Origin of the sequence: Agromyces sp. NPDC056389 (assembly GCF_042262385.1) — a bacterium.
In the GTDB taxonomy this organism is placed as follows: Bacteria; Actinomycetota; Actinomycetes; order Actinomycetales; family Microbacteriaceae; genus Agromyces.
Genome location: NZ_JBHJPN010000001.1, coordinates 22,510 through 47,549, shown reverse-complemented (window position 1 = coordinate 47,549; position 25,040 = coordinate 22,510). Strand labels below are relative to the sequence as shown.

21 protein-coding genes are annotated in these 25,040 nt (G+C 69.1%); 4 read left to right on the top strand and 17 right to left on the bottom strand.

From position 1 onward, the window contains the following. Positions 1 to 25 precede the first annotated feature (25 nt). The 11 genes from ACFCVM_RS00240 to ACFCVM_RS00190 all read right to left on the bottom strand — a co-directional run bounded on the left by ACFCVM_RS00240 (position 26) and on the right by ACFCVM_RS00190 (position 12,743). Positions 26 to 1,126: a glycosyltransferase gene (locus ACFCVM_RS00240; RefSeq protein WP_375832536.1), complete on the bottom strand. Its 1,101-nt coding sequence runs from the start codon at positions 1,124 to 1,126 to the stop codon at positions 26 to 28. Further along, entirely contained in the window at positions 1,123 to 2,391 is a 1,269-nt protein-coding gene (ftsW, locus tag ACFCVM_RS00235; RefSeq protein ID WP_375832534.1) for a putative lipid II flippase FtsW, read from the bottom strand. The genes ACFCVM_RS00240 and ftsW overlap by 4 nt, the downstream gene beginning before the upstream one ends. Further along, positions 2,351 to 3,892, bottom strand: a complete 1,542-nt coding sequence (gene murD / locus ACFCVM_RS00230; protein ID WP_375836605.1) for a UDP-N-acetylmuramoyl-L-alanine--D-glutamate ligase — start codon at positions 3,890 to 3,892, stop codon at positions 2,351 to 2,353. Before murD ends, ftsW begins: the two co-directional genes overlap by 41 nt. Continuing rightward, positions 3,892 to 4,989 carry a phospho-N-acetylmuramoyl-pentapeptide-transferase gene (gene mraY, locus ACFCVM_RS00225; protein ID WP_375832532.1) on the bottom strand — a complete coding sequence of 366 codons (1,098 nt, stop codon included), beginning with the start codon at positions 4,987 to 4,989 and terminating at the stop codon, positions 3,892 to 3,894. Before mraY ends, murD begins: the two co-directional genes overlap by 1 nt. A 182-nt stretch (positions 4,990 to 5,171) precedes the next feature. Continuing rightward, positions 5,172 to 6,584, bottom strand: a complete 1,413-nt coding sequence (gene murF, locus ACFCVM_RS00220) for a UDP-N-acetylmuramoyl-tripeptide--D-alanyl-D-alanine ligase (RefSeq protein ID WP_375832530.1) — start codon at positions 6,582 to 6,584, stop codon at positions 5,172 to 5,174. Beyond that, positions 6,581 to 8,128: a Mur ligase family protein gene (locus ACFCVM_RS00215; protein WP_375832528.1), complete on the bottom strand. Its 1,548-nt coding sequence runs from the start codon at positions 8,126 to 8,128 to the stop codon at positions 6,581 to 6,583. Before ACFCVM_RS00215 ends, murF begins: the two co-directional genes overlap by 4 nt. A gap of 13 nt (positions 8,129 to 8,141) precedes the next feature. Then, entirely contained in the window at positions 8,142 to 9,950 is a 1,809-nt protein-coding gene (locus ACFCVM_RS00210) for a peptidoglycan D,D-transpeptidase FtsI family protein (protein ID WP_375832526.1), read from the bottom strand. Positions 9,951 to 9,979: 29 nt separating this feature from the next. Continuing rightward, positions 9,980 to 10,558, bottom strand: coding sequence for a hypothetical protein (locus ACFCVM_RS00205; protein WP_375832524.1), 579 nt, complete (start codon positions 10,556 to 10,558; stop codon positions 9,980 to 9,982). Continuing rightward, positions 10,555 to 11,508, bottom strand: coding sequence for a 16S rRNA (cytosine(1402)-N(4))-methyltransferase RsmH (gene rsmH, locus ACFCVM_RS00200; RefSeq protein ID WP_375832522.1), 954 nt, complete (start codon positions 11,506 to 11,508; stop codon positions 10,555 to 10,557). The genes ACFCVM_RS00205 and rsmH overlap by 4 nt, the downstream gene beginning before the upstream one ends. Before the next feature lie 103 nt (positions 11,509 to 11,611). After that, the gene (gene mraZ / locus ACFCVM_RS00195) at positions 11,612 to 12,043 is read right to left on the bottom strand and encodes a division/cell wall cluster transcriptional repressor MraZ (RefSeq protein ID WP_139418416.1); all 432 of its coding nucleotides are present in this window, start codon (positions 12,041 to 12,043) and stop codon (positions 11,612 to 11,614) included. Positions 12,044 to 12,353: 310 nt separating this feature from the next. Then, complete coding sequence (locus ACFCVM_RS00190) at positions 12,354 to 12,743, bottom strand: DUF3040 domain-containing protein (RefSeq protein WP_375832520.1); 390 nt, start codon at positions 12,741 to 12,743, stop codon at positions 12,354 to 12,356. Positions 12,744 to 12,817: 74 nt separating this feature from the next. Here ACFCVM_RS00190 and ACFCVM_RS00185 point away from each other — a divergent pair, with 74 nt between their 5' ends. Continuing rightward, positions 12,818 to 13,930 (top strand): polyprenyl synthetase family protein, encoded by a 1,113-nt coding sequence (locus ACFCVM_RS00185; RefSeq protein ID WP_375832518.1) that lies wholly within the window; start codon positions 12,818 to 12,820, stop codon positions 13,928 to 13,930. Positions 13,931 to 13,983: 53 nt separating this feature from the next. On the opposite strand, the gene ACFCVM_RS00180 is transcribed toward ACFCVM_RS00185, so the two are convergent. Continuing rightward, positions 13,984 to 14,322 (bottom strand): Rv2175c family DNA-binding protein, encoded by a 339-nt coding sequence (locus tag ACFCVM_RS00180; protein ID WP_375832516.1) that lies wholly within the window; start codon positions 14,320 to 14,322, stop codon positions 13,984 to 13,986. A 175-nt stretch (positions 14,323 to 14,497) separates the two neighbouring features. Here ACFCVM_RS00180 and ACFCVM_RS00175 point away from each other — a divergent pair, with 175 nt between their 5' ends. Both ACFCVM_RS00175 and pknB read left to right on the top strand, forming a co-directional pair. Further along, the gene (locus ACFCVM_RS00175) at positions 14,498 to 15,730 is read left to right on the top strand and encodes a LysM peptidoglycan-binding domain-containing protein (protein WP_375832514.1); all 1,233 of its coding nucleotides are present in this window, start codon (positions 14,498 to 14,500) and stop codon (positions 15,728 to 15,730) included. Positions 15,731 to 15,821: 91 nt separating this feature from the next. Next, positions 15,822 to 17,735 carry a Stk1 family PASTA domain-containing Ser/Thr kinase gene (gene pknB, locus ACFCVM_RS00170; RefSeq protein WP_375832512.1) on the top strand — a complete coding sequence of 638 codons (1,914 nt, stop codon included), beginning with the start codon at positions 15,822 to 15,824 and terminating at the stop codon, positions 17,733 to 17,735. A 160-nt stretch (positions 17,736 to 17,895) separates the two neighbouring features. Here the strand turns inward: pknB and ACFCVM_RS00165 are convergent, their stop codons facing one another. The 3 genes from ACFCVM_RS00165 to ACFCVM_RS00155 all read right to left on the bottom strand — a co-directional run bounded on the left by ACFCVM_RS00165 (position 17,896) and on the right by ACFCVM_RS00155 (position 21,045). Further along, positions 17,896 to 19,224 carry a class II 3-deoxy-7-phosphoheptulonate synthase gene (locus ACFCVM_RS00165; protein ID WP_375836604.1) on the bottom strand — a complete coding sequence of 443 codons (1,329 nt, stop codon included), beginning with the start codon at positions 19,222 to 19,224 and terminating at the stop codon, positions 17,896 to 17,898. Positions 19,225 to 19,348: 124 nt separating this feature from the next. Next, on the bottom strand, positions 19,349 to 20,038 hold the full coding sequence (locus tag ACFCVM_RS00160; protein ID WP_056008212.1) for a 1-acyl-sn-glycerol-3-phosphate acyltransferase: 690 nt from the start codon (positions 20,036 to 20,038) through the stop codon (positions 19,349 to 19,351). 50 nt (positions 20,039 to 20,088) lie between these two features. Beyond that, positions 20,089 to 21,045, bottom strand: a complete 957-nt coding sequence (locus ACFCVM_RS00155) for an ROK family glucokinase (RefSeq protein ID WP_375832510.1) — start codon at positions 21,043 to 21,045, stop codon at positions 20,089 to 20,091. A 152-nt stretch (positions 21,046 to 21,197) separates the two neighbouring features. Here ACFCVM_RS00155 and ACFCVM_RS00150 point away from each other — a divergent pair, with 152 nt between their 5' ends. Further along, positions 21,198 to 23,030, top strand: coding sequence for an AMP-dependent synthetase/ligase (locus tag ACFCVM_RS00150; RefSeq protein WP_375832508.1), 1,833 nt, complete (start codon positions 21,198 to 21,200; stop codon positions 23,028 to 23,030). A gap of 61 nt (positions 23,031 to 23,091) precedes the next feature. On the opposite strand, the gene def is transcribed toward ACFCVM_RS00150, so the two are convergent. Continuing rightward, the gene (def, locus tag ACFCVM_RS00145) at positions 23,092 to 23,580 is read right to left on the bottom strand and encodes a peptide deformylase (protein ID WP_375832506.1); all 489 of its coding nucleotides are present in this window, start codon (positions 23,578 to 23,580) and stop codon (positions 23,092 to 23,094) included. 12 nt (positions 23,581 to 23,592) lie between these two features. Further along, positions 23,593 to 24,984: a MinD/ParA family protein gene (locus ACFCVM_RS00140; RefSeq protein WP_375832504.1), complete on the bottom strand. Its 1,392-nt coding sequence runs from the start codon at positions 24,982 to 24,984 to the stop codon at positions 23,593 to 23,595. Positions 24,985 to 25,040: the final 56 nt, after the last annotated feature.

The window sequence follows — 25,040 nt, the reverse complement described above, 5'->3', positions numbered from 1 at the left end:
TGTCGCGACATCCGCTCACTCAACGTTACGCGCCTTGCGGGCCGGCGCCGGCTGCCTCGCCGAGCGCCTCGTCGACGAGGGCGACCATGCGGTCGGTGCCGTCGCGGAAGCCCACGGATGCCGCGGCGGCCGCCATGGCGCGAAGGCGCTCCGTGTCACCGAGCATCGGCAGCAGTGTCGCATCGACCCATGCAGGCACGAAGTCGGCATCGTCGACGAGCACGGCGCCCCCCGCGGAGACGACGCCCGCGGCGTTGAATCGCTGCTCGCCGTTGCCCACCGGGTACGGCACGAACGCCGCGGGGATGCCGAGCGCCGAGAGCTCGCACACCGTCGCGGCCCCGGCGCGCGAGACCGCTGCGTCGGCGACCGCGAGGGCGAGGTCCATGCGATCGGCGTACTCGACCACGCGGTAGTCGTCGACACCGGGGTCGACGACCTCTGAGTTCGCGCCCGTCACGTGGAGCACCTGCCAGCCCGCAGCCGTGATCGCGATGGCCGAGTCGACCATCGTGCGGTTGATGCGACGTGCGCCGAGCGAGCCGCCCGTCGCAAGCAGCACCGGACGCGAGGCGTCGAGTTCGAAGTGGGCGGCGGCTTCAGCTCGCAGCGCGGCCGGATCGAGCGTCTCGATCTCGCGCCGGAGCGGCATGCCCACGAGCCGCGCCCGCGGCAGTGGCGTGCCCTCGAACGCGACGCCGACCGTCGCAGCGAATCGAGCGCCGAGTCGGTTCGCCAGACCAGGACGGGCGTTCGCCTCGTGGATCGCGACGGGGATGCCGGCGCGTCGCGCGGCGAGGTAGGCCGGTGTCGAGACGTAGCCGCCGAAACCCACGACGACGTCGACGCCGCGCTCGTCGATGATGCGGCGGACCGCGGCGATCGACTCGCGGAACCGCGCGGGGAAGGCCGCCGCCGCACGGTTCGGCCGACGCGGGAACGGCACCTTCGCGATCGTCAGGAGTTCGTACCCGCGCGCCGGCACGAGGCGCGACTCGAGGCCCTCCGCCGTGCCGAGCACGAGCACGGACGCCTCGGGGTCGCGTTCGCGCAGGCGGTCGGCCACGGCGAGCAGCGGGTTCACATGGCCGGCGGTGCCGCCGCCGGCGAGGAGGTACGTCGTCATCGAGCGGCCCGTGTCGCTGCGGGTCGGGCGCGCTTTCGTGCAGCCGCCCGGGCCGCGGCACGCGCCGGGGCCTCGGGATCGCGCGCGACCGACAGCACGATGCCGATCGCGAAGAGCGTGGTGAGCAGAGCCGTGCCACCCGCGGAAACGAGCGGCAACGGGACACCGAGGACAGGGAAGACGCCGAGCACGACACCGATATTGACACACGCCTGACCGATGATCCACACGAGCACCGCTGCGGACGCCGCGCGACCGAACGGTGTGCGTGCACCGCGCAGCACGCGCCCGAGGGCGACGGCGAGCACGACGAACATCGCGATGACGACGATCGCACCGATCAACCCGAGCTCTTCGCCGATGATCGCGAAGATGAAGTCGTTGTCGGCCGCGGGCAGCCACGACCACTTCGCGGCGGAGTTGCCGAGACCGACGCCGAAGACACCGCCGTTCGCGAGGGCGAACGATCCGTGCTGGATCTGCCAGCAGTCGCTGATCGCATCGCCCGTGCCGCCGCTCTCGCAGTTCGCGTCGAGGAAGGAGGTGATGCGCCGCATGCGGTTCTCACTCGACACCGCGACGATCACGAACAGCACGATGGCCGCGAAGATCGGCGGAAGCAGCAGTCGCAGTCGAACGCCGATCAGGAACAGGGCGCCGAGCAGCATGGCCCCCATGATCATGACCGTGCCGAGGTCGCCGCCGAGGAGCACGAGGCCGATGGCGCCGCCCCCGACGAGCACGATCGGCAGCACGCCGTGCACGAAGTCGCCGAGCAGCGCCTCCTTCTTGGTGACGATGAGGCCGAGCCACATGACGAGCGCCACCTTGATCAGCTCCGACGGCTGGAACTGCATGGGGCCGAGCTGGATCCAGTTCGTGTTGCCACCGACCTCGATGCCGAGCGGGGTCGCGATGACGAGAAGCTGCAATGCGCACGCGACGATGAGCGTCGGCCAGGCGAGCCGCATCCAGAACTTCTCGGGCATCCGACTCGCGATGAGCATGATCGGGATGCCGAAGACGGCGAAGAGTCCCTGACGCAGCGCCTGCGCGAAGAAGCTCTCGTCTTCGAGGTGCGACTGCACGACGGAAGCGGAGAGCACCATCACGAGGCCGAAGACGACCAGGAAGAGCGTCGTGCCGAGCAGCAGGAAGTAGTCGGCCGATTCGACGCGGAAGACGCGACCGAGACGGATCCTGGCGGCGGAGACGCCAGTCGGCTCAGGCTCCTGGGAGCGGTTCGCGCGGGGCGGAGTCGCCATCCGCCTCACCTCCCAGCATCGATCCGACCGCGTCGTGGAACCGCCGTCCGCGATCGCCGTAGTCGGCGAACTGGTCCATCGACGCCGCAGCGGGCGCGAGGAGTACGGTGTCGCCCTCTTCAGCGACCGCCGCGGCCATTGCGACCGCGTCAGGCATCACCGTCTCAGTGTCATCCGTGACGACTTCGAAGAGCGGCAGCTCGGGCGCGTGTCGGCGGAACGCCTCGACGAGCGCTGCGCGCTCGACCCCGATCACGATCGCGGCGCGGAGGCGTGCCACGTGGGCGGCGACGAGGGCATCGGCGTCGACGCCCTTCAACAGGCCGCCGACGATCCAGACCACTTTGCCGAATGCTCGCAGCGACGCCTCTGCCGCGTGCGGGTTCGTCGCCTTCGAGTCGTCGACCCAGCGGATGCCGCCGGAGACCGCGACCGTCTCGATGCGGTGCGCATCGAGGCGGAATGTGCCGAGCGCATCGTGGATCACGCCGACCGGCACGCCGAACGAGCGCGCGAGGGCGGATGCCGCGAGGATGTTCGCCACCACGTGCGGAGCGGTGAGCCCCCTCGGCTCCAACTCGTCGAGCGTGATGATCTCGAGTGCGGCGGAGTGACGGTCGTCGAGGAAGGCGCGGTCGCAGAGGATGCCCTCGACGACGCCGAAGTCGCTCGGCCCCGGCACGTCGAGACCGAAGCCGATGGCGCGCGCGCCCTCTTCGACCTCGGCGTCTTCGACCATGCGCCTCGTCGCCTCGTCGGCGCGGTTGAACACGCATGCGACCTTCGTGTTCTCGTAGACGGTCGCCTTCGCGGCGCGGTAGGCCTCGAACGAGCCGTGCCAGTCGAGGTGGTCGTCGGCGATGTTGAGCACGGTGCTCGCCCACGGGTGCAGTGCGCCGGGGCCGGACTTCGGCAGGTGGTGCAGCTGGTAGCTCGAGAGCTCGACGACGAGCACGTCGAACCCGCCGGGGTCGCGCACCGCGTCGAGCACCGGCACGCCGATGTTGCCGCACGGCGCGGCGCGCAGGCCGTTCGCCGCGAGGAACGTCGCCGCCATCTGCACCGTCGTCGTCTTGCCGTTCGTGCCGGTGACGAGGATCCACTCCGCGGTGTTCACCTTGTCGCGCACGCGCCAGGCGAGTTCGATGTCGCCCCAGACCGCGATCGACGACTCGGCCGCCCACGTGAGCACCGGATGGTCGGGGTGGAACCCTGGCGAGGCCACGACGAGCTCGGGCGCGAAGCCCGCGACTTCGGCGGGCACGGCATCGAGCGGATGCCGCAGCAGACCGGCCCCGATGACCTCGAGGATGCGCGCGCGGTCGTCGTCGACCTCGGGCGCGACGACGAGCACCGTGGCTCCGAGCTCGGTCAGTGTGTCGGCGACGGCGAACCCCGTGACGCCGAGGCCCATGACGACGACGCGGAGACCCGACCAGTCGGCGTTCCAGCTGGTCAGCGAATCGAGACGAGCAGCCAGGGGTGCAGCGGCATCCGCCATCAGCTCTGCAGCCACTCGAAGTAGAAGGCGCCGACGCCGGCCGCGACGAGCAGGCCGCCGATGATCCAGAAGCGCACGACGATCGTGACCTCGGCCCAACCCTTCAGTTCGAAGTGATGGTGGATCGGACTCATCAGGAAGATGCGCTTGCCGCGTGTGAGCTTGAAGTAGGCGCGCTGCACGATCACCGAACCGGTCTCGATCACGAAGAGGCCGCCGATGAGCAGCAGGAGCAGTTCGGTGCGGCTGACGATCGCGAGGGCGGCGAGGGCGCCGCCGAGGGCGAGCGAACCGGTGTCGCCCATGTAGATCTTCGCCGGATTCGTGTTCCACCAGAGGAAGCCGATGAGGCCGCCGACGATCGCGGTCGCCACGATCGCGATGTCGAGCGGGTCGCGAACGTCGTAGCAGCGGTACCGGTCGTCTGGATTCAGGCCGACCGAGGCGCAGGACTGGTTGAACTGCCAGAAGCCGATGATGACGAACGAACCGATCGCGAGGATCGAGGCACCGCCCGCAAGCCCGTCGAGGCCGTCGGTGACGTTGACCGCGTTCGAGGTGCCGACCGCGAGCAGGCAGATCCAGATGACGTAGAGAACCACGCCGACGATCGTGCCGAACACCATGAAGTCGAGCGGCAGGTCGCGGATGAACGAGATCTTGGTGTCGGCCGGTGTGACGCCGCGATCGTTCGGGAACTGGAGCGCGAGCAGGGCGAACGCTCCGGCGATGATCACCTGCCCTGCGACCTTCGCCCAGCCGCCGAGCCCGAGGCTCTGCTTCTTGCGCGTCTTCAGGAAGTCGTCGATGAAGCCCACGATGCCGAGTCCGACCATCATGAACAGCACCAGCAGACCCGACGCCGTGGGCTTCTCATCGCTCACGAGGAGCGTCGCCACGAAGTACCCGAACAGCGTGCCGAGGATGAAGATGATGCCGCCCATGGTGGGCGTGCCGCGCTTGACGTGGTGGCTCTGCGGCCCGTCGTCACGGATGAACTGCCCCCACCCGAGCCGCGTGAACAGCCGGATGAACAGCGGGGTCAGAAACAGCGTGAAGGCGAGCGACAACGCCCCAGCGGTCAGCAGTGCTCTCACGCGAACCATTCTCCCAGTCGGTCGCCCAGCAGGCGGATCATCAGTGCTGCCCCGCCGCTCATGCGAACCATTCTCCCAGTCGGTCGCCCAGCAGGCGGATCATCAGTGCTGCCCCGCCGCTCATGCGAACCACTCTCCCAGTCGGTCGCCCAGCAGGCGGATCATCAGTGCTGCCCCGCCGCTCATGCGAACCATTCTCCCAGTCGGTCGCCCAGCAGGCGGAGACCCGCCGAGTTGGACGATTTCACCAATACCGTGTCGCCGGGGCGCACCGACGACGTGACGAGGTCGAAGGCCTCGTCGGCGGACTCGACGAACGCGGATTCGCCGTCCCATGAGCCCTCGTTGATCGCCGTGATGTGCAGGCGACGCGCGCCCGCCCCCACCACGACGAGCTGCGAGATGCCGAGTCGCACTGCGAGCAGGCCGATCCGGTCGTGCTCCTCGCCCGAGAACTCGCCGAGCTCGCTCATCTCTCCGAGCACCGCGATCGTGCGGGCCTCGGGGTTCTTCACCTGTGCGAGCGTCTTGAGCGCCGCCGACATCGAGTCTGGGCTCGCGTTGTACGCGTCGTTGATGATGGTGACGCCGTCGCGACCGCCCATGACCTGCATGCGCCAGCGTTCGGCGAGGGTCACCTGCTCGAGCGCGGCGACGACCGACGCGAGAGGGACGCCGAGTTCGACGGATGCCGCGATCGCCGCGAGTGCGTTCATGACGTGGTGCTCCCCCAGGACCGAGAAGCGCACGTGCGCGGTCTCGCCACCGGCGATCGTCACGGTGAACTCGGTGCCGCGGGCATGGGCGCGGATGTCGGTGGCGCGGACATCGGCGGACTCGCCGAAGCCGAACCAGACGACGCGCGCCGGCGTGAGTCCCGCCATGGGCACCACGCGGGGGTCGTCGGAGTTCAGCACCGCGACATCCGTCTCGAGGAGGTCGGTGACCATCTCGGACTTGGCGCGCACGGTCTGCTCGATGCCGCCGAACTCGCCGGCATGGGCGAGCCCCACCTTCAGCACGATGCCGACGTCGGGCCTGGCCATGCGCACGAGGCGCGCGATCTCGCCGACGCCGGAGGCGCCCATCTCGGCGACGAGGAACTCGGTGTCGTTCGTGAGCTCGAGCATCGTGATCGGCGCACCCACCTCGTTGTTGAACGAGGCGCGCGCTGCGACGGTCGGGCCGACCTGCTCGAGCACGGTGCGGAGGAGGTTCTTCGTGGTCGTCTTGCCGTTGGAGCCGGTCACGCCGACGATGCGGAGGCGACCGAGTGCGCGTACCCGCCGCACGACCTCGGTCGCGAGGGCGCCGAGGGCGTCGACCGAATCGGCGACGATGATCTGGGGCACCGCCAGGTCGAGCGCATGCTCGACGATCAGCAGTGCGGCGCCCCGCTCGGCGGCGGTGGGCGCGAAGCGGTGGCCGTCGTCGAACTCGCCGCGCTTGGCGACGAAGACGCCGCCGGGCTCGACCTCGCGCGAGTCGGTCGTCACGACGCCGTCGATCACGGTGTCGTCGGCCGCCGCCGTGCCGTCGAGTCGGAGCATGCCATCGACGGCCGAGGCGATCTCGGCCAGCGTCAGGGCGATCATGCGAGCCACCCCGCGTCGCGCAGTGCCTGCCGGGAATCGTCTCTGGCGGAATACGAGATCTTGACGCCCTTCACTTCGTGGTAGTCCTCATGGCCGGGGCCGGCGTAGAGGATCGCGTCGCCTTCGCCCGCGAGGGCGAGCGCGACGCGGAACGCCTCGCGCGGATCTGCGATCTCGTGGATCTCGCGGTCGGGGACCGCCTCGCGTGCGCCCGCGATGAGCGCGGCGCGGATCGAGGCCGGGTCTTCGAACCGGGGGTGGAAGTCGGTGATGACGACCGCATCGGCACCTCGTGCCGCGATTGCACCCATCTCGCCGCGCTTCGTGGTGTCGCGGTCGCCGTCGGCGCCGAACACCATGATGATGCGCCCGTCGGTCGAGCGACGGATCGCACCGAGCGTCTGCAGGAACGCGTCGGGGCTGTGGCCGTAGTCGATGTAGACGACCGGGCCGCGGTCGCCCGAGATGCGCTCTGCGCGGCCGGGGATGTACGCGTCGACGCCTCCGTCGCGCTCGAGCGCCTCGGCGATGCGGTCGAGGTCGTACCCGGCCTCGACGAGCATGACGATCGCGAGGGCGGCGTTCGCGGCCATGTACCAGCCGAGGAGCGGCACACGTGTCTCGAGACGCCGACCGCCGGGCCCCTCGAGCAGGAACGAGGTGTGGTCGGCGCCTTCTTCGAGCACCGTGATGCGCCAGTCGGCCTCGACGCCGTCGATCGAGGTGAGCGTCGTCACCGGGATTCCCGACTCCGCGAGGAGGCGCCGGCCCCACTCGGAGTCGACGGTGACCACGCCGCGCCGAGCGCGTTCGGGCTGGAAGAGGTCGCGCTTCGCTTCGAAGTACTCGTCCATCGAGGCGTAGTCGTCGAGGTGGTCGTGCGTGAGGTTCGTGAACCCGACGACGTCGAAGACGAGGCCGTCGACGCGGTGGCGGGAGAGCGCCTGAGCCGACACCTCGATACCGACGGCGCGCACATCGACCTCGCGCATCCGGGCGAGGAGCGCATGCAGTTCGCTCGCCTCGGGGGTGGTCAGCGAGCTCGTGACGGCCTCGTCGCCGATGCGGCGCTCGGCGGTCGAGGTGAGCCCTGCGGTGACGCCGAGCTGGCGGAGCATGCCGTAGAGCAGGTACACGACGCTCGTCTTGCCGTTGGTACCGGTGACCGCGAACATCGTGGCGGGGTTGTCGGCGGTTCCATGGATCCAGGCCGCGACGTCGCCGAGTGCGGCGCGCACGTCGTCGGTCACGAGGATCGGCAGGCCCGCTCGGGCAGCGCGGTCCGCGCCGGCCGGGTCGGTCAGCAGCGCGACGGCGCCCGATTCGCGGGCGGCGGCGGCGAAGTCGGCACCGTGGGCGTTGCGGCCGGGAACTCCGACGTAGAGGTCGCCGGGCTGCACGGTCTTCGAGGAGAGCCCCGCGCCGGTCACCTCGAGACCGTCGATCTCGCCGAGCACGGCGAATCCGAACGCTTCGGCGAGGCCGGAAAGCGATCGAGGACTCGGGTGCTTCGGCCGGAGAGCCGTGAGAGGCGATCCGGTCACGAACCCAACTTTCTCACCAGGTTGCTGGCAGCTCGGGCGCCTGGGCGCCGGATGGAACGGTCCGGTACTTCTTCAGCACCTGGCTCATCACCTCTTGGAAGACGGGAGCGGATGCGGCGGACGAATTCATCTTAACGGGATTCATGATGCTCACCGAAACGACGAACTGCGGATCGTCGGCCGGGGCGAAGCCCGAGACCGAGACGAGGTACTCCTTGCGATAGCCGCCGTTGCCGTCGGGGAACTGGGCGGTGCCGGTCTTCGCGGCGACCCGGTAGCCCGGAATGTTCCATTCGTCCGAGAGCCAGGCGTCCTGGTAGACGCGCTCGAGCATCTGGCTCGTCTCGTTCGCGGCCTCTTCCGAGATCACGCGTTCCCCCTGCGTCGGTGCGGCCGTCGCCGTGCCGTCATCGCTGACGCAGCCGTCGACGAGAGTGACGGGCATGCGCACTCCGCCGTTCGCGATGGTCTGGTAGACGCTCGCGATCTGCACCGCCGTCGTGGTCAGGCCCTGACCGAACATCGTTGCGTACTTGGTCTGGTTGTCCCAGTCCTCGTCGGGGTCGCCGTGCAGGTCGCCGGGCTCCTCCGCCGGGAAACCGACCTCGGTCGTGGCGCCGAGTCCGAACTTCAGCATGTCGTCGTAGCGTGCCCGATCGGTCATCAGCTCGCCGAACTGCGACATCCCGGTGTTCGACGATTCGATGAGCACGCCCGTGAGCGTGAGGTTCTGATCGTCATGACGCGAGCTGTCGTTGACGTTCGCGCCGTTCGGGAAGATGATCCGGTACGGGGCGACGATCTTGCTGAACGGGTCGGCGAGACCTGCGTTGATGACGGAGGCCGCGGTGAGCGCCTTGAACGTCGACCCCGGTTCGAACGGTGCGGTGAACGAGCGCGATCCGCGATCCTCCTCGTCGATCGCCGCCGGATCGTTCGGATCGACCGTCGGCACATCGGCGACCGCCAGGAGTCGTCCGGTCTTCGCCTCCATGACGGTGACCGTCGCCCATTCGGCTCCGGTCTCCTGCACACGGGCCTCGGCGATGCGCTGCACGGCCCACTGCAGGTCGGTGTCGATCGTCAGCTTCAGCGTGCCGCCGTCGTGCGCCTGCTTGTGCACGATCTCGGTGCCGGGGATCCGCACCCAGTCCTGCAGGCTGTGCAGGTAGCTGACCTTTCCGTCCTCACTCGCGAGGCACTGGTCTTCCGAGAGTTCGAGGCCCGCGAGCGGGTCCCCGTCCTCACCGACCCAGCCCACGAGGTTGCCGGCCACGGCTCCGTTCGGGTAGCGCCGGCTGGGGTGCTGATACGGCTCGACCCACGGGATCCCGAGCGCCTTCACCTTCTCGTACGTCTCGGTGTCGACGAGCTTGGCCACGTACGCGAAGTCGGAATCCGGGTCTTCTGCCAGAGCCGCGCTGATGATGCCCTGCACCTGATCGCCCGTGAGTCCGACGACCGCGCCGAGCTCGGCCGCGACCTGCTCGAGCGGGACGTCGACCTTCCTCGTCTTCTCGGGGTCGTCGGGGTCGGCCACTTCGCGTGCGACCGGCCCCTTGGACGCCTGCTTGGGCGACAGCGCGATGTCGTAGCGCATGACGCTGTCGGCGAGCACCTTGCCGTTCACGTCGACGATGTCGCCACGCGCCCCGTACACGGTGACCGGCTCGGAGCGCGCCTCCTGGGCCTGTTCGTTCAGCTCGGCCGCGCGCACGATCTGGATGTCGACGAGGCGCACGACGAAGACGCCGACCAGTGCGACCAGCACGGCGGCGGAGAGCAGGATCCGCCGCATCGGGTGACGGCTGGTTCGATTCATCGAGTCGGTCCTTGCAAGCGATCGATCGGTCAGTGCGTGGCGGGCGTCGGAAGCCCACCGTCGGGTGTCCCGGTCGGAGTCTCGGGTGCGGCACCCTCGACCTGACCGGGAGTTCCCTCGGTCGGAGTCTCCCCCGCCTGCGGCTGGTCGCCGAGCGGCACGCCGTCGATCAACGCATTCGGGACGAGCGGAGCTGATGCCCCGGCCCCGCCCTCGGCCGCCGTCGGCTGGCCGAGCACGGCACCGTCCGAGAGCCGGAGGTAAACCGGGTCGGAGTTCGGCACCATCCCGAGTCCCTCCGCCTTGGTGGCGAGGAACTGGGGCGATTCGACGCGGTCGAGGTCTTCGGAGAGCTTCTGCTCGTCACGGGTCAGCGTGGTCTGCTGCATCTGCAGCGCGTCGATCTCATACGCACCCTGCGTCACCGCGATCGAGAGCAGCAGCTGCGCCACGATGATGACCGCGACGCCGCCCAGCGCGATGACCGCATAGGCGAGTCTCGGCTTCGTCCGGGTGGCTCGCTCGGGTGCGGGGCGGAGCCGCCGCTGCGGACGCTCGGGACCGACCCGCCGTGGCGCGGGGACGGACTGAGCCTGCACTGCGCTCATGATGCCCTCCGCACGCGCTCCGCGGCTCGGAGCCGCACGGGCTTGGCCCGCGGGTTCTCCGCCTGTTCGTCTTCGCTCGCGAGTTCGGCGCCCCGCACCAGGAGCTTGAACTCGGGCCGGTGCTCGGGCAGCTCCATCGGCAGGCCGGCCGGAGCCGACGAACTCGACGCCGCGGCGAGCGAACGCTTCACGATGCGGTCTTCGAGCGACTGGTAGGCCAGCACGACGATGCGACCGCCGACGGCGATCGTGTCGAGCGCCGCGGGCATCGCCCGCTCGAGCACCGAGAGCTCTTCGTTGACCTCGATGCGAAGCGCCTGGAACACGCGCTTCGCAGGGTGCCCCTGACGCTGCACCGCGACCGGCGTCGCCGCCTGGATGACCGCGACGAGCTCGGCCGAGCGCGTGATCGGCGATTCGGCTCTTGCCCGGACGATCGCCCGGGCGTACCTGGCGGCGAGCTTCTCCTCGCCGTAGTCGAGGAAGATGCGGCGGAGTTCGTCTTCGCTCTCCTCAGCGATCACCTCGGCTGCCGTGCGTCCGCTCGTGACGTCCATCCGCATGTCGAGCGGCGCATCCTTCGAGTAGGCGAAGCCGCGCTCGGCGCGGTCCAACTGGAGGGACGAGACGCCGAGGTCGAAGAGCACGCCCTGCACCTCGCGGAAGCCCTCGCCGCGAACGGCCTCGATGATGCCGTCGTAGACCGTGTGCACGAACCGTGCACGGTCGCCGAACTTCGCGAGGCGTTCCCGCGCGATGCCGAGCGCGTCGGTGTCGCGATCGAGGCCGACGACGGTGAGTTTCGGGAACCGCTCGAGGAACGCGGCCGTGTGGCCGCCCATGCCGAGGGTCGCGTCGACCATCACGGCACCGTCGCCCTCGAGGGCGGGGGCCAGGAGTTCGAGCGTGCGCTCGAGCATGACCGGTGTGTGAATGCGTTCGATGTCCATGATTCCGCCTTGCCTTCGTGGCCTCGGGTTCCGATCCCCATCCGTTCGTCCTGATGCGGGGAAGTGCACCAGGCGCGGCCGGCTGGGAGTCGGAGCCCGAGGACTAGAAGAGTCCGGGGATCACCTCCTCCGCCGTGTCCGCGAAGGCCGCCTCTTGCTCGGCGAGGTAGCTCGCCCATGCCGTCGCGTCCCAGATCTCCACCCGGCTGCCCGTTCCGATGACCGTGAGGTCGCGGTCGAGGCCCGCATACGCGCGGAGCGTGGCGGGGATGGTGACGCGATGCTGCTTGTCGGGGGTCTCCGCGGAAGCCCCCGAGAGGAAGACGCGCATGTAGTCGCGCGCCTGCTTGCTCGTTACCGGGGCTTGGCGGATCTTGTCGCTCATGTTCTCGAACTCCCGCGCACTGAACACGTAGATGCAGTGCTCCTGCCCGCGCGTGAGCACGAGGCCGCTCGAGAGCTCCTCCCGGAACTTCGCCGGAAGAATGACGCGGCCTTTCTCATCGAGCTTTGGTTCGTAGCTACCGAGGAACACCGCACCACCCCCTTTCCTCCGGCCAGAATCCAGGTAACCCCACTTTACTCCACTCTCATCCACCGATCAACGACATTCGCTCGTTTTGGCGTGTTGCGGGCTTCGAGTTCCCTGTGAACACTGGGATCGGACTGGTGGAGCGGAGTGGAGGAACCGGGATCGGAATCGACGAATCGAGCCCGATCTCAGCGATTCAGGGCAGCGGATGGCGCGCCGAGACCACGGTCACCGGCCCGATCGCCTCAGCGCGCGCACGAAAAAACGGGCCGATCCGAAGATCGACCCGTTCAGGTGGTGCGAAGTGGAGGGATCAGCCCTGGCCGTCCTGGCGGCGGTCCCAACGTTCGTTCATGCGGTCCATGAAGCTGCCGCCCGAAGCGGCGCGACCTCGACGGCCGGCCGTCGAGGGCTCGGAGGGGGCGGCTGCCGCGGCGCCGCGTTTGGATGGGGTGATCGCGACGAGCACTCCTGCGAACATGAGCGCGAAGCCGATGACTCCGACGATGAGGAGCTGCGATGCGACGCCCGCGATGAGGGCACCTGCACCGGCGACGGCCAACAGCACTCCGAGCACGATGGCCCGGTAGTTCGGTCGTCGACCACGAACACCGCCGACCGCTTGCACGAAGTCGGCGTCATTGCGATAGAGGTTCCGCTCCATCTCCTCGAGAAGACGTTGCTCCTGCTCTGAAAGCGGCATCTCATTCCCCTCAGGCTCGGGATCGACGCATCCGAGTCCATTCTAGCCCTGCTCAGCCTCGCTAGGCTAGGCGGGTGGCTCACGGTTCCCGACTGGTCGATATGGTGCACGAACGCATCGAGGGTTTCCTCGCCGAACGCACTTCCATTCTCCGCGAGATCAGCCCCGACCTCGCACCGCTCGATGCGTTCTCAAGGCGATTTCTCAGCGGAGGCAAACGCTTCCGGGCGCTGTTCTGCTACTGGGGCTGGGAAGCCGTCGGCGGGCGGGGTTTCGATCCGTTCGCCCCGGAGGGCGGACGGGACAAGTTCCCCGTGGTGTCTGCGGCATCCGCTCTCGAGCTCTTCCACGCGGCGGCGCTGCTGCACGACGACATCATCGACAACTCCGACACCCGCAGAGGCGCCCCGTCCGGACACCGTCTCTTCGAGCAGCTGCATGCGGATTCCGGCTGGGCGGGCTCGGCGCCCGAGTTCGGCCGCGCTTCGGCGATCCTCCTCGGCGACCTGTTGCTCGGCTGGAGCGATGAATTGCTCGACGAGGGGCTCGCGGCGCTCCCCGACCGCGACGCGGCACGCATGGCTCGCTCGGAGTTCATGCGCATGCGCACCGAGGTAACCGCCGGTCAGTACCTCGACATCCTCGAGGAGCGCGCGTGGCGGAGCCAGGCCGAGTCCGAGCAGCGGCTCCGTGCCGAGCGCGTGATCGTCTACAAGTCCGCCAAGTACAGCATCGAGGCTCCGCTCGTGATCGGCGGCGCCATCGCCGGCGCCTCGACGGCGCAGTTCGACTCGCTTCGCGCATTCGGCCTGCCGCTCGGCATCGCGTACCAGCTCCGTGACGACCTGCTCGGCGTGTTCGGCGACCCCGAGGTCACCGGAAAGCCGAGCGGGGACGACCTCCGCGAAGGCAAGCGCACGATGCTCATCGCGATCGCCCGCGAGCGACTCGCGCCCGGCCAGCGCCGACTGCTCGACGAACTCCTCGGAGATCCCGACCTCGCACCCGAACAGGTCAGGATGCTGCAGCAGACGATCCGCGAGTGCGGTGCCGTCGACGAGGTCGAGGCCCTCATCACCGCGAACGTCGACACGGCCGCGACAGCGCTCGAGGCGGCGCCGATCAGCAGGGACGCCCGGGCGGAACTCGGCTCACTCGCGCGGGCGGTCACTCGCCGCACGAGCTGACGCTCCGAGCACTTCAGGCGATCGCCCGACGGCGGACGTCGCCCGTCGGCGGATCAGGCGAGCGCCTGCGCCACTCGGCGAACCTCGGCCTTGCGCCCGGCGAGCAGCGCGGCGATCGGCGAGGTGCCGAGGCTGTCCTCCTCGGCGAGCATCCACTCGAGCGCCTCTTCGTCGGTGAAGCCGTTGTCGGCGAGCACGTTCGCCGTGCCGTACAGCTCGGGCAACGGGGCGTCGTCGCGCAGGAACACCGCGGGCACCTTGAGCACCCCATCGACGCGGGCGGCGAGCAGGTGGCGGTCGTCGATGAGTCGACGAATGCGGCTCGGGCTCTGCCCGAGCATCTCGACGAGATCGGGAACGGTCAGCCATTCGGTTTCGGCAGCATCGGTCACGTGTCAAGACTGCCACGAGCCGGGCATCTTGCGGAACCATCGATGACGACACGCCCCTGCGCCCTCCCGCCGACCGCTTCACGAGACTCGCGGGGAGGTGTTTGACTCCCCCATATCGCTATGCGACGGTTGCCGCGGGGGCCGGGAGCACCATGCCGGGCGTAAGGGGGCAACGATGATGTATGACGCCGAGACTGCGAACGGAGACGTCGACCATCCTCGTCGGCAGGCGCGCGAGGCGAACGATCGGCGCCGGGGCATCCGCCGCCTGATCACGCTGCCGCTCGCCGTCGTCTCGACCATCGCCGTCACGCTCGGCATCGCACAGCCCGCCGAGGCGGCGCCGCAGTCGGCCAAGCGCATGCCCAAGGCGAAGGCCGCGAACGACGGACCCGCCCGGAACACGGCGTCGGCGCCCGCATCGACCGGGGCCGTGCCCGCGGAGGTCACCGTGGCCGACGGCGACACCGTGAGCAGCATCGCAGAACGGTACGGCGTGGCCACCGCCGACGTCCTGGCGCTCAACGGGCTCGGCTGGTCGAGCCTGATCTTCGCCGGGCAACGTCTGGCATTGCCCGGGGGCGTCGCCGCCCCTGCGCCGGTGCCGGTCGCCGCCGAACTCCCCCGTCATACCGTCGTCGCCGGCGACACCATGAGCGGCATCGCCGCCGCGTACGGGGTCGCACTCGACCAGATGCTGAGCGCGAACGGTCTGAGTCGCCAGAGCCTGATCTTCCCGGGACAGTCGATCGTGCTGCCTCCCGGCGGCGCGGAGGCCGTGGCACCGCCCGCGCCCGCGCCGGTTCCGCCCACGCCGAACGCCGAGGAGTACACCGTCGTCGACGGCGACACCCTCTGGGACATCGCCGTGCGGCACGACCTCGAGGTCGCCGAACTCGTCGCGATCAACGGCCTCGAGCCCGCCGCGGTGATCCGCGCCGGCCAGGTGCTGCGAGTGGCACGACCGGTCGCCGTCGTCACCGTCGCTTCGGTGAGCGTCGCACTCACTGAAGAGATGCGCGGCAACGCGAGCATCATCGTGGACGTCGGGCGCGCACTCGGCGTGCCCGACCAGGGCATCGTCATCGCCCTCGCCGCCGCCGCACAGGAGTCGGGCCTGAAGAATCCCGAGTACGGAGATCTCGACTCGCTCGGGCTGTTCCAGCAGCGCCCGAGCCAGGGCTGGGGCACCGTCGAGGAGGTGCTCGACCCGGTGCGATCCGCAACGGCGTTCTATGGCGGCGCAGCGAACCCCAACGCCGGACGCACGCGCGGGCTGCTCGACATTCCCGGGTGGGAGGCGCTCACCCTCGCCCAGGCCGCGCAGGCCGTGCAGTTGAGCGCCCACCCCGACCACTACGCGAAGTGGGAGACATCCGCGCGGGCGTGGCTCTCGGAACTGGGCTGAGCGGGCCTCCCCGGATCACGATGGGGTTGCGATCGGCGCGCCGTCGGCGTTTGCAACGGTTACGGCATATAGCTCTTCGTAGACTCTCAGAGTGACCACTGCGCCCGTCGACCCCATGATCGGCCGTCTCATCGACGGCCGCTATCAGGTGCGCTCCCGAATCGCCCGGGGCGGCATGGCGACGGTGTACCTCGCGACGGACCTGCGCCTCGAGCGCCGCGTCGCGATCAAGATCATGCACGGTCACCTCGCCGACGACAACACCTTCAAGACCCGGTTCGTGCAGGAGGCCCGCTCGGCCGCACGACTCGCGCACCCGAACGTCGTGAACGTCTTCGACCAGGGTCAAGACGCCGACATGGCGTATCTCGTCATGGAGTACCTGCCGGGCATCACCCTGCGTGAGCTGCTGAAGGACTACAAGAAGCTCACCCCCGAGCAGACCGTCGACATCATGGACGCCGTGCTCGCCGGCCTCGCCGCCGCGCACAAGGCCGGCATCGTGCACCGCGACCTGAAGCCCGAGAACGTGCTGCTCGCCGACGACGGCCGCATCAAGCTCGGCGACTTCGGCCTCGCGCGCGCCGCGAGCGCCAACACGGCGACAGGCCAGGCACTGCTCGGCACGATCGCCTACCTCTCCCCCGAGCTCGTCACCCGCGGGGTGGCGGATGCCCGCAGCGACATATACGCCGTCGGCATCATGATGTACGAGATGCTCACCGGTGAGCAGCCCTACGTCGGCGAGGCGCCGATGGCGATCGCCTACCAGCACGCCAACGACCAGGTTCCGACCCCGAGCTCGAAGAACCCCGCGGTTCCGGTCGAGCTCGACGAACTCGTGCTGTGGGCCACCAACCGCGACCCCGAGGCTCGCCCGAACGACGCCCGCGAGATGCTCGAGCGACTGCGCGAGGCCGAGCCGTCCATCCGATCCTCGCACCGTCCGCTGCACACGCAGGCGACGATGGTGCTGCCCGGGGGGGCGCTTCCGGTCGCTGCGGCGACCGCCGAGACACGCGTGCTCGGCGCAGGCGGGGCGCCTTCCGCCACGTCGACGCTCGAGGCATCCGACGGCGACGACACCGAGGCGCTCGCGAAGAGCGCCGAACGCCGCAAGCGCCGCGGCTACTGGATCGTCGCCCTCGTGCTCCTGCTGACCGGTCTCGCCGCCGGCACCGGCTGGTACTTCGGAGCCGGTCCCGGCGCCCTCGTCTCGGTGCCCGAGACGGCGACGTTCACGCCCGCTGCTGCGACGGACGTCCTCGAAGAGGCCGGGTTCTCGGTCGAACCCGCCGAGCGCAACGACCCGGTCGTGCCCGCGGGTCAGGTGTCGGGCACCGACCCCGCAGGCGGCGAGCAGGCCCAGCGCGGCTCGACCGTGACGCTCTTCGTCTCGAAGGGACCGAGCATCCTCGCGGTACCCGAGGTGCGCGGTTCGCCGTCGGCCGATGCCCGTGCAGCACTGAACGACTTCACCGTGGTCGAGCCGAACGTGCTGCAGTTCTCTGCAGATGTGCCGGCCGACACGGTCCTCGACGTGCTCGATGTCGAAGGCAGCTCCGTCGGCGCGGAGTACGCCGAGCTCGGAGAACTCACGCTCGTCGTCTCCGCCGGCCCGATTCCCGATGTCGTCGGCCTGTCCGCCTCCGATGCGGAGGCGGCACTCGCCGCCGTCGAACTCCAGGTCGCCTACGGCGAACCCGAATTCAGCGATGACATCGCGGCGGATCTCGTGCTCTCGCAGTCGGCGACGAGCGATCCCGTGCGCCCGGGTGACACGCTGACGCTCATCATGTCGAAGGGCCAAGACCTCGTCGAGGTGCCGAACGTCATCACCGGACAGACCGTGGCCGCGGCGCGGGCGCAGCTCGAGGCGCTCGAATTCGAGGTCGGCTCGAATGTGCCGGCCTTCCTCGAAGGCGCGGTCATCGCGTCCGTTCAGGATCCTGCCGCCGGCACGAAGCTCAAGCGCGGCTCGAAGGTCAACGTCAACTTCGGCTGAGCCGGGCCGAGACGAGCTGCACGACGCGGCGCCGCGCGCTGCCGAGCTTCGCACGACATCACCCTCACGTCCTCGAGGATGCCGTCGTTTCTCGCTGTGTTGCCGACGACGGGAATGCAGAAGCGGGGCATCCGAGCCGGATGCCCCGCTTCTGCTCGAGTCAGCGTGCCGCGAGCTCCTCGGCCACGAGGAACGCGAGCTCGAGGGACTGCAAGTGGTTCAGCCGCGGGTCGCAGAGCGACTCGTAGCGGGTGGCCAGCGTCTCTTCATCGATGTGCTCGGAACCGCCGAGGCACTCGGTGACGTCGTCGCCCGTGAGCTCGACGTGGATGCCGCCCGGGTGGGTGCCGGCATCGCGGTGCGCCTCGAAGAAGCCCTTGACCTCGTCGACGACGTCGTCGAAACGACGCGTCTTGTAGCCGTTGGGCGTCGTGATGCCGTTGCCGTGCATGGGATCGGTGACCCACAGCGGGTTGGCGTCGCTCGCCTTGATCGCCTCGAGCAGGGGCGGCAGCGCATCGCGGATCTTGCCGGCGCCCATGCGCGTGATGAACGTGAGTCGGCCCGGCTCGCGCTCGGGGTCGAGCTTCTCGACGAGCTCGAGCATCGTCTCGGGCGTCGTCGTCGGGCCGAGCTTCACGCCGATCGGGTTGCGCACGCGCGAGAGGAAGTCGACGTGCGCGCCGTCGAGCTCGCGGGTGCGCTCGCCGATCCAGATGAAGTGGCTCGACGTGTCGTACGGCGTGCCCGTGCGCGAGTCGATACGGGTCATCGGCCGCTCGTAGTCCATGAGCAGACCCTCGTGGCCCGTGTAGAACTCGGTGTGCTTGATCGCCTCGAAGTCGGCGCCGCAGGCCTCCATGAACTTGATCGCGCGATCGATCTCGCGAGCCATGTTCTCGTAGCGGGCGTTCGCCGGGTTCGCCGCGAAGCCCTGGTTCCAGGAGTGCACCTGACGGAGGTCTGCGAACCCGCCCTGCGTGAACGCCCGGATGAGGTTCAGCGTCGACGCCGCCGTGTGGTAGCCCTTGATGAGCCGTGCGGGATCGGCTGCACGCGACTCGGGGGTGAAGTCGTAGCCGTTCACGATGTCGCCGCGGTAGGCCGGCAGCGTGACGTCGCCGCGGGTCTCGGTGTCGCTCGAGCGGGGCTTGGCGAACTGGCCCGCCATGCGGCCCATCTTCACGACCGGCATCGAGGCGCCGTAGGTGAGCACGACCGCCATCTGCAGCACCGTCTTCACACGGTTGCGGATCTGGTCGGCCGTGGCACCGGCGAAGGTCTCGGCGCAGTCGCCGCCCTGCAGCAGGAACGCCTCGCCACGCGACGCGGCGGCCAGCCGGTCGCGGAGGATGTCGACCTCGCCCGCGAAGACGAGCGGCGGCAGGGTCGCGAGCTCAGCGGATGCCGCGTGCGCAGCTTCGACGTCGGGCCACGTGGGCTGCTGCTTGATGGGGAGGGTGCGCCAATAGTCGAGGCCGGCAATCACGGAGGGATCTGCATTCACGACCGGCTCGACGAGCTGTACCACGGGGAACGTCCTGAGGGTTCGGGGCGCGCTTGGCGCCGAAAAGAGAAACGGCGACGCACGTCGCGTCCCCGCAGAACCGAGCCTATCGCGATTGCGAGGCGCGCTTCTCCTTCACCGAACTGGCGTAGACGTCGACGTATTCCTGGCCGCTCAGGCCGCGGAGGTCGTAGACGAGCTCGTCCGTCACGGAACGCAACACGAACCGGTCACCCTCGAGCCCCTCGAACCGGCTGAAGTCGACCGGTTCGCCGAGGATGATGCCGATGCGCCGCACCTTCGGCAGGCGCGAGCCGATCGGCATGACGTGCTCGGTGCCGATCATCGCGACCGGGATCACGGGTACGCCCGCTTCGAGCACCATGCGTGCGACACCCGTGCGGCCTCGGTAGAGCTTGCCGTCGGGGCTGCGGGTGCCCTCGGGATAGATGCCGAGGATCTTGCCCTCGCCGAGCACCCGGAGACCGGTCTCGAGCGATGCTTCAGACGCCTTGCCGCCGGAACGGTCGATCGGCAGCTGGCCCGCGGCCTGGAAGAAGACCTTCGTCGCCCAGCCCTTCAGCCCCTTGCCCGTGAAGTACTCGCTCTTGGCGAGGAAGACCACGGGACGGTCGACGATGAGCGGCAGGAAGATCGAGTCGATGAACGAGAGGTGGTTCGATGCGAGCACGACCGCGCCCTCTTTCGGCACGTTCTCGAGGCCGACGACCCACGGCCGGAAGATCGAGAGGAGGATCGGGCCGATCACGAGGTTCTTCATGATCCAGTAGAACAACGTGAACCTCCTTCCCTCTGCAGCACCGACTCAGCCTAGCGTCGCGCGGCTCAGGCGTGCTCGGCGACCCACACGCGAGCGAGGTCGGCCGCGCCGACCACACCGGCGTCGTTGACGAGTTCGGCGATCACGAAATCGGGCTCGGGGTGATAGCCGCGGGCGGGCAGGTGCTCGAGATAGGCGGCGCGGATCGGCTCGAGCAGGAGCTCGCCGGCGACGGCGACGCCGCCGCCGAAGACGAAGCGCTGCGGATCGAGCACGGCGGAGAGGCTCGCGGCGGCCTGGCCGAGCCAGTGGCCGAGCTGCCGCACGGCCGCGATCGCGCCGGCATCGCCCGAAGCGATCAGCTCGCCCACGAGTCGGCCGTCGAGTTCGCCGTGCTCGGCTCGCACGCGCGCCAGGCCCTGGCCGATGCCACCGGCGTCGGCGATCTCGTTCGCCATGCGCAGCAGCGCCCGACCCGAGCCGTACTGCTCGATGCATCCGCGCTGGCCGCACCCGCACGCGAGGCCGTCGGGAACGACGCGAAGGTGACCGAGCTCCGCTCCTGCTCCGAAGCCGCCTCTGAACAGGCGGTCGCCGGCGACGATCGCGCCGCCGACCCCGGTGCCGATCGTCAGCATGACCATGTCGCTCACGAGGCGGCCCGCGCCGAACCGGAACTCGGCCCAACCCGCCGCATTGGCGTCGTTGTCGACGACGACGGTCGTACCGACCCGCGCCTCGAGCTTCTCGCGGAAGGGTTCGTTGCGCCAGTCGATGTTGGGCGCGTAGTAGACGGTGGACTGGGCGGCATCGACGAAGCCCGCCGCCGCCACGCCGATCGCGACGATCTCCTCTGCTGCGCGAGCGCGGAGCGATTCGATCATCTGCACGACCGCGTCTTCGAGGAGCGTCGCGTCGCCTGCGGGCGTCGGCACGCGCTCGCTCGCGACGATGTTGCCGAGCTGGTCGACGATCGCGCCGGCGATCTTCGTTCCACCGATGTCGATACCGATCGCATGCACCGGAAGGCTGCCTTTCAGAAGGGGGACGAAGCGTGATGGAGCTGAGACCTGGGGCGGCCGTGAGCAACGACTAGAGTGTAATCGACCCCAATGCCGAGGTTCGCGCTGGTGCCCGAGCCGCGTGCAACCCTCCCGGTGCCGAAGGAGCTACCGTGATCGAATTCGCTACCCCACCCGTGGTCGCAGCTGACCCAGAAGCGAACACCACCGACCTGCTCGTCGACCGCGTCGCCGCGACCCCCGACTCCGTACTGTTCTCGCTTCCCACCGCCGACGGCGGCTGGTCGCCGGTCACCACCAAGGAGTTCTACGACCAGGTGATCGCCCTCGCGAAGGGTCTGGTCGCCGCCGGCATCCAGCCCGGCGACAAGATCGGCCTGATGTGCAAGACCCGGTACGAGTGGACCCTGATCGACTTCGCCACCTGGTTCGCGGGTGCCGTGCTCGTGCCGATCTACGAGACGAGCTCCCCCTCGCAGGTGCGGTGGAACCTGAGCGACTCGGGTGCCATCGGCGTCATCGTCGAGACCCCCGACCACTTCGCCCGGTTCGACGAGGTCCACCCCGACCTTCCCGCCATCCGCGGCGTCTGGCAGATCGACCTCGGCGACCTCGACAAGCTCGTCGCGGGCGGCACCGACGTGACCGACGAAGAGATCGAGCGACGTCGCAACCTCGCCGTCGGCTCCGACATCGCGACGCTCATCTACACCTCCGGCTCGACCGGCAAGCCCAAGGGCTGCGTCCTGACGCACTCGAACTTCGTCGAGCTCTCCCGCAACGCCGCGGTCGCACTCGACGAGGTCGTGCTCGACCCCAACGGCGCCTCCACGCTCCTCTTCATCACGACCGCGCACGTGTTCGCCCGCTTCATCGCGGTCCTCTCCGTGCACGCCGGCGTGCGCGTCGGCCACCAGGCCGACACGAAGCAGCTCCTGCCCTCGCTCGCGAGCTTCAAGCCGACCTTCCTCCTCGCAGTGCCTCGAGTGTTCGAGAAGGTCTACAACGCCTCCGAGCAGAAGGCGGAGGCCGGCGGCAAGGGCAAGATCTTCCGTGCGGCCGCCGAGACCGCCGTGGCGTACTCCATGGCGAAGGAGGCCGGCTCGGTGCCCCTCGGTCTCAAGCTCAAGTTCAAGGTGCTCGACGCGCTCGTGCTGTCGAAGCTCCGCGCGGCCATGGGCGGCAACGTCAAGTACGCCGTCTCGGGCTCTGCGCCGCTCGGTCCGCGCCTCGGTCACTTCTACCACGCGCTCGGCATCACGATCCTCGAGGGCTACGGCCTCACGGAGTCGACGGCGCCCGCAACGGTGAACCTGGCGAGCAAGTCGAAGATCGGCACCGTCGGCCCCACCCTTCCGGGTGTCTCGGTGCGGCTCGCCGACGACGGCGAGGTCCAGATCAAGGGCATCGACGTCTTCAAGGAGTACTGGAAGAACCCCGAGGCGACGGCCGAGGCGTTCGACGGCGAATGGTTCAAGACGGGTGACCTCGGCTCCTTCGACGCCGACGGCTTCCTCACCATCACCGGTCGCAAGAAGGAGATCATCGTCACGGCCGGAGGCAAGAACGTCTCCCCCGCCGCGCTCGAAGACCCCATCCGTGCGAACCCGCTCGTCGGCCAGGTCGTCGTGGTCGGCGACAAGAAGCCGTTCATCTCGGCGCTCATCACGCTCGACCCCGAGATGCTCCCGGTGTGGCTCAACAACAACGGTGAAGACGCCGGCATGACGGTCGACGAGGCCACGGTCAATCCCGCGGTGCTCGCCGAGGTGCAGCGGGCCATCGACGCGGCGAACGAGACGGTGTCGCGTGCGGAGTCGATCCGCAAGTTCACCATCCTCGCGACCGAGCTCACCGAAGCCAGCGGCCACCTGACGCCGAAGCTCAGCATCAAGCGCAACATCATCCTCGAGGACTTCAGCCCGAACATCGAGGCGATGTACTCCGGAGCGCCGGCGACCGAGGGCCACTCGATCGTGCACTGAGCAGCCCGAACATGACGAAGGCCCCGCGGTTTCCGCGGGGCCTTCGTCATGCCATGGGGTGTCAGAACCAGTCCGACTCCCGCACCTCTTTCATGGCGAGTCGGCGCTCGTCCTTCTCGAGGCGGTCGAGATAGAGCAGCCCGTCGAGGTGATCGGTCTCGTGCTGGAGGGCCTGGGCCATGAGCCCGGTGCCCGAGAGCTCGATCTCGTTGCCGTCGAGGTCGATGCCGCGCACACGCGCGAACGGATGCCGCGGCGTCTTGTGCCAGAGGCCGGGCACCGAGAGACATCCCTCGTCGATCAGTTCCTTCTCACCCGTGACCTCGAGCTCGGGGTTCAGGATGTACCCGACTTCGCCGTCGACGTTGTAACTGAAGGCGCGCAGGTTCACGCCGATCTGGGATGCCGCGACGCCGGCGCGGCCGGGCAGCCTGACGCTGTCGAGCAGATCGGCCACGAGACCGCGCACGCGATCGTCGACCTGTTCGACGGGGGCGGAGACGGTCTTCAAGACAGGGTCGCCGAACAGGCGAATGGGGCGTTCCGGCAAGGGTTCTCCGTTTCAGTGCTCGCGCTCGGCGGGCATGCCTTCCACCACGAGCGCCGCGAGCTCTCGAGCCGCGTGCTGGGTGACGGGTCGCAGCTCGTGCCAGTTCACGACGGAACCTGCGGCGAGCTGGGGGTCGTATGGGATGCGCACGATCTCGCGCACCCTGGATTGGAAGTGCGCTTCGATCTCGTCGACCTTCACGAGGTGCGTGCCCTGCGTGGCGAGGTTGATCGCGACGACCGCGTTGCGCACGAGTTCGCCGTAGCCGTTCGCTTCGAGCCAGGTGAGCGTCTCCGACGCGAGCCGTGCCTCGTCGACGCTGCCGCCCGAGACGATCACGACGGAATCCGCGCGCTGCAGCGTCGCCCGCATGACGGAGTGCACGATGCCGGTGCCGCAGTCGGTGAGCACGATCGAGTAGTACCGGGCGGCGAGGCCGGCGACGACGTTGTAGTCGTTGTCGTCGAACGCCTCGGAGAGCGTCGGATCGGTGTCGGACGCGAGGATGTCGAGGCGCGTCTCGTCGCGTGAGACGAATCGCGAGAAGTCGGTGTAGCCGCCGATCGACGAGGCCTTCGCCACGACGTCGCGCACCGTCTCACGAGTCTGCCGGTCGACGCGCTCGGCGAGCGTGCCCCGGTCGGGGTTCGCGTCGATCGCGATGATGCGATCGTCGCGAGCGTCGGCGAGAGCCATGCCCAGGAGCGCGGTGATCGTCGTCTTGCCGACGCCGCCCTTGCGCGTGAGCACGGGCACGAACCGCGCGCCCCCCTCGAACCGTCGCTGGATGCGCTGGCTCATGGCCTTGTACGCCTGCACCTTCGGCGAGTCGCCGAGGTTCACGAGGTGGAGAGAGGCCTCGTAGACGAGTCGGTTGAAGCCGCCCTGCGGTGCCGGACGGGTCGTGCGGTTCAGGTCGATGAGCCGGTCGGCGGTGAGCGAATCAGCCGTCTCGGGCACCTCGGCGGGCAGTGCGGGCTCGCCCGGGACGTCGACGATCGCGACATGGCTGCCCGTATCGGTGCTCACGCGCTCTCGCCGCGTCTTCGTCGCGTCGGAGGCGAGCAGCGCACTGTAGGGCGACGGTTCCCGCCGCGACGCCCCTCGATAGCCTGCACCGGCAAGAGCCGGGGTGATGACCTCGACCGACGTGGTGCTCGTGCCGCCGCCGACGAGACTGCCGGGGTTGACCGCGACGTCGTCGATGGCCACCGCCACCTCGTCGTCGGGCATCTCGTGCACCGGTGCCGGTGGCAGGTCGACGCGAACGCTCGGGTTCGCCGCCGCGTCGTCTGCCGAATGCGCACCGGACGCCGCCGACCTGCGAGCGCGGTCGAGTGCGGACGTGCCTGCTCCCGAGCCTCGACGCGCCGCGACGCCGTCGTTGAAATCGTCTTCAGTCACCGATACCCCTCCTCATCAGTGCCAACCGCTACCCAGCCTAGCGCGGGCGAACCGCC

Excerpts from the sequence above, each read along its gene's own strand:
- ACFCVM_RS00240 (WP_375832536.1), bottom strand. The coding sequence starts at position 1,126 with ATGACGACGTACCTCCTCGCCGGCGGCGGCACCGCCGGCCATGTGAAC.
- ftsW (WP_375832534.1), bottom strand. The coding sequence starts at position 2,391 with ATGGCGACTCCGCCCCGCGCGAACCGCTCCCAGGAGCCTGAGCCGACT.
- murD (WP_375836605.1), bottom strand. The coding sequence starts at position 3,892 with ATGGCGGATGCCGCTGCACCCCTGGCTGCTCGTCTCGATTCGCTGACC.
- murF (WP_375832530.1), bottom strand. The coding sequence starts at position 6,584 with ATGATCGCCCTGACGCTGGCCGAGATCGCCTCGGCCGTCGATGGCATG.
- ACFCVM_RS00210 (WP_375832526.1), bottom strand. The coding sequence starts at position 9,950 with ATGAATCGAACCAGCCGTCACCCGATGCGGCGGATCCTGCTCTCCGCC.
- ACFCVM_RS00205 (WP_375832524.1), bottom strand. The coding sequence starts at position 10,558 with ATGAGCGCAGTGCAGGCTCAGTCCGTCCCCGCGCCACGGCGGGTCGGT.
- rsmH (WP_375832522.1), bottom strand. The coding sequence starts at position 11,508 with ATGGACATCGAACGCATTCACACACCGGTCATGCTCGAGCGCACGCTC.
- ACFCVM_RS00190 (WP_375832520.1), bottom strand. The coding sequence starts at position 12,743 with ATGCCGCTTTCAGAGCAGGAGCAACGTCTTCTCGAGGAGATGGAGCGG.
- ACFCVM_RS00175 (WP_375832514.1), top strand. The coding sequence starts at position 14,498 with ATGATGTATGACGCCGAGACTGCGAACGGAGACGTCGACCATCCTCGT.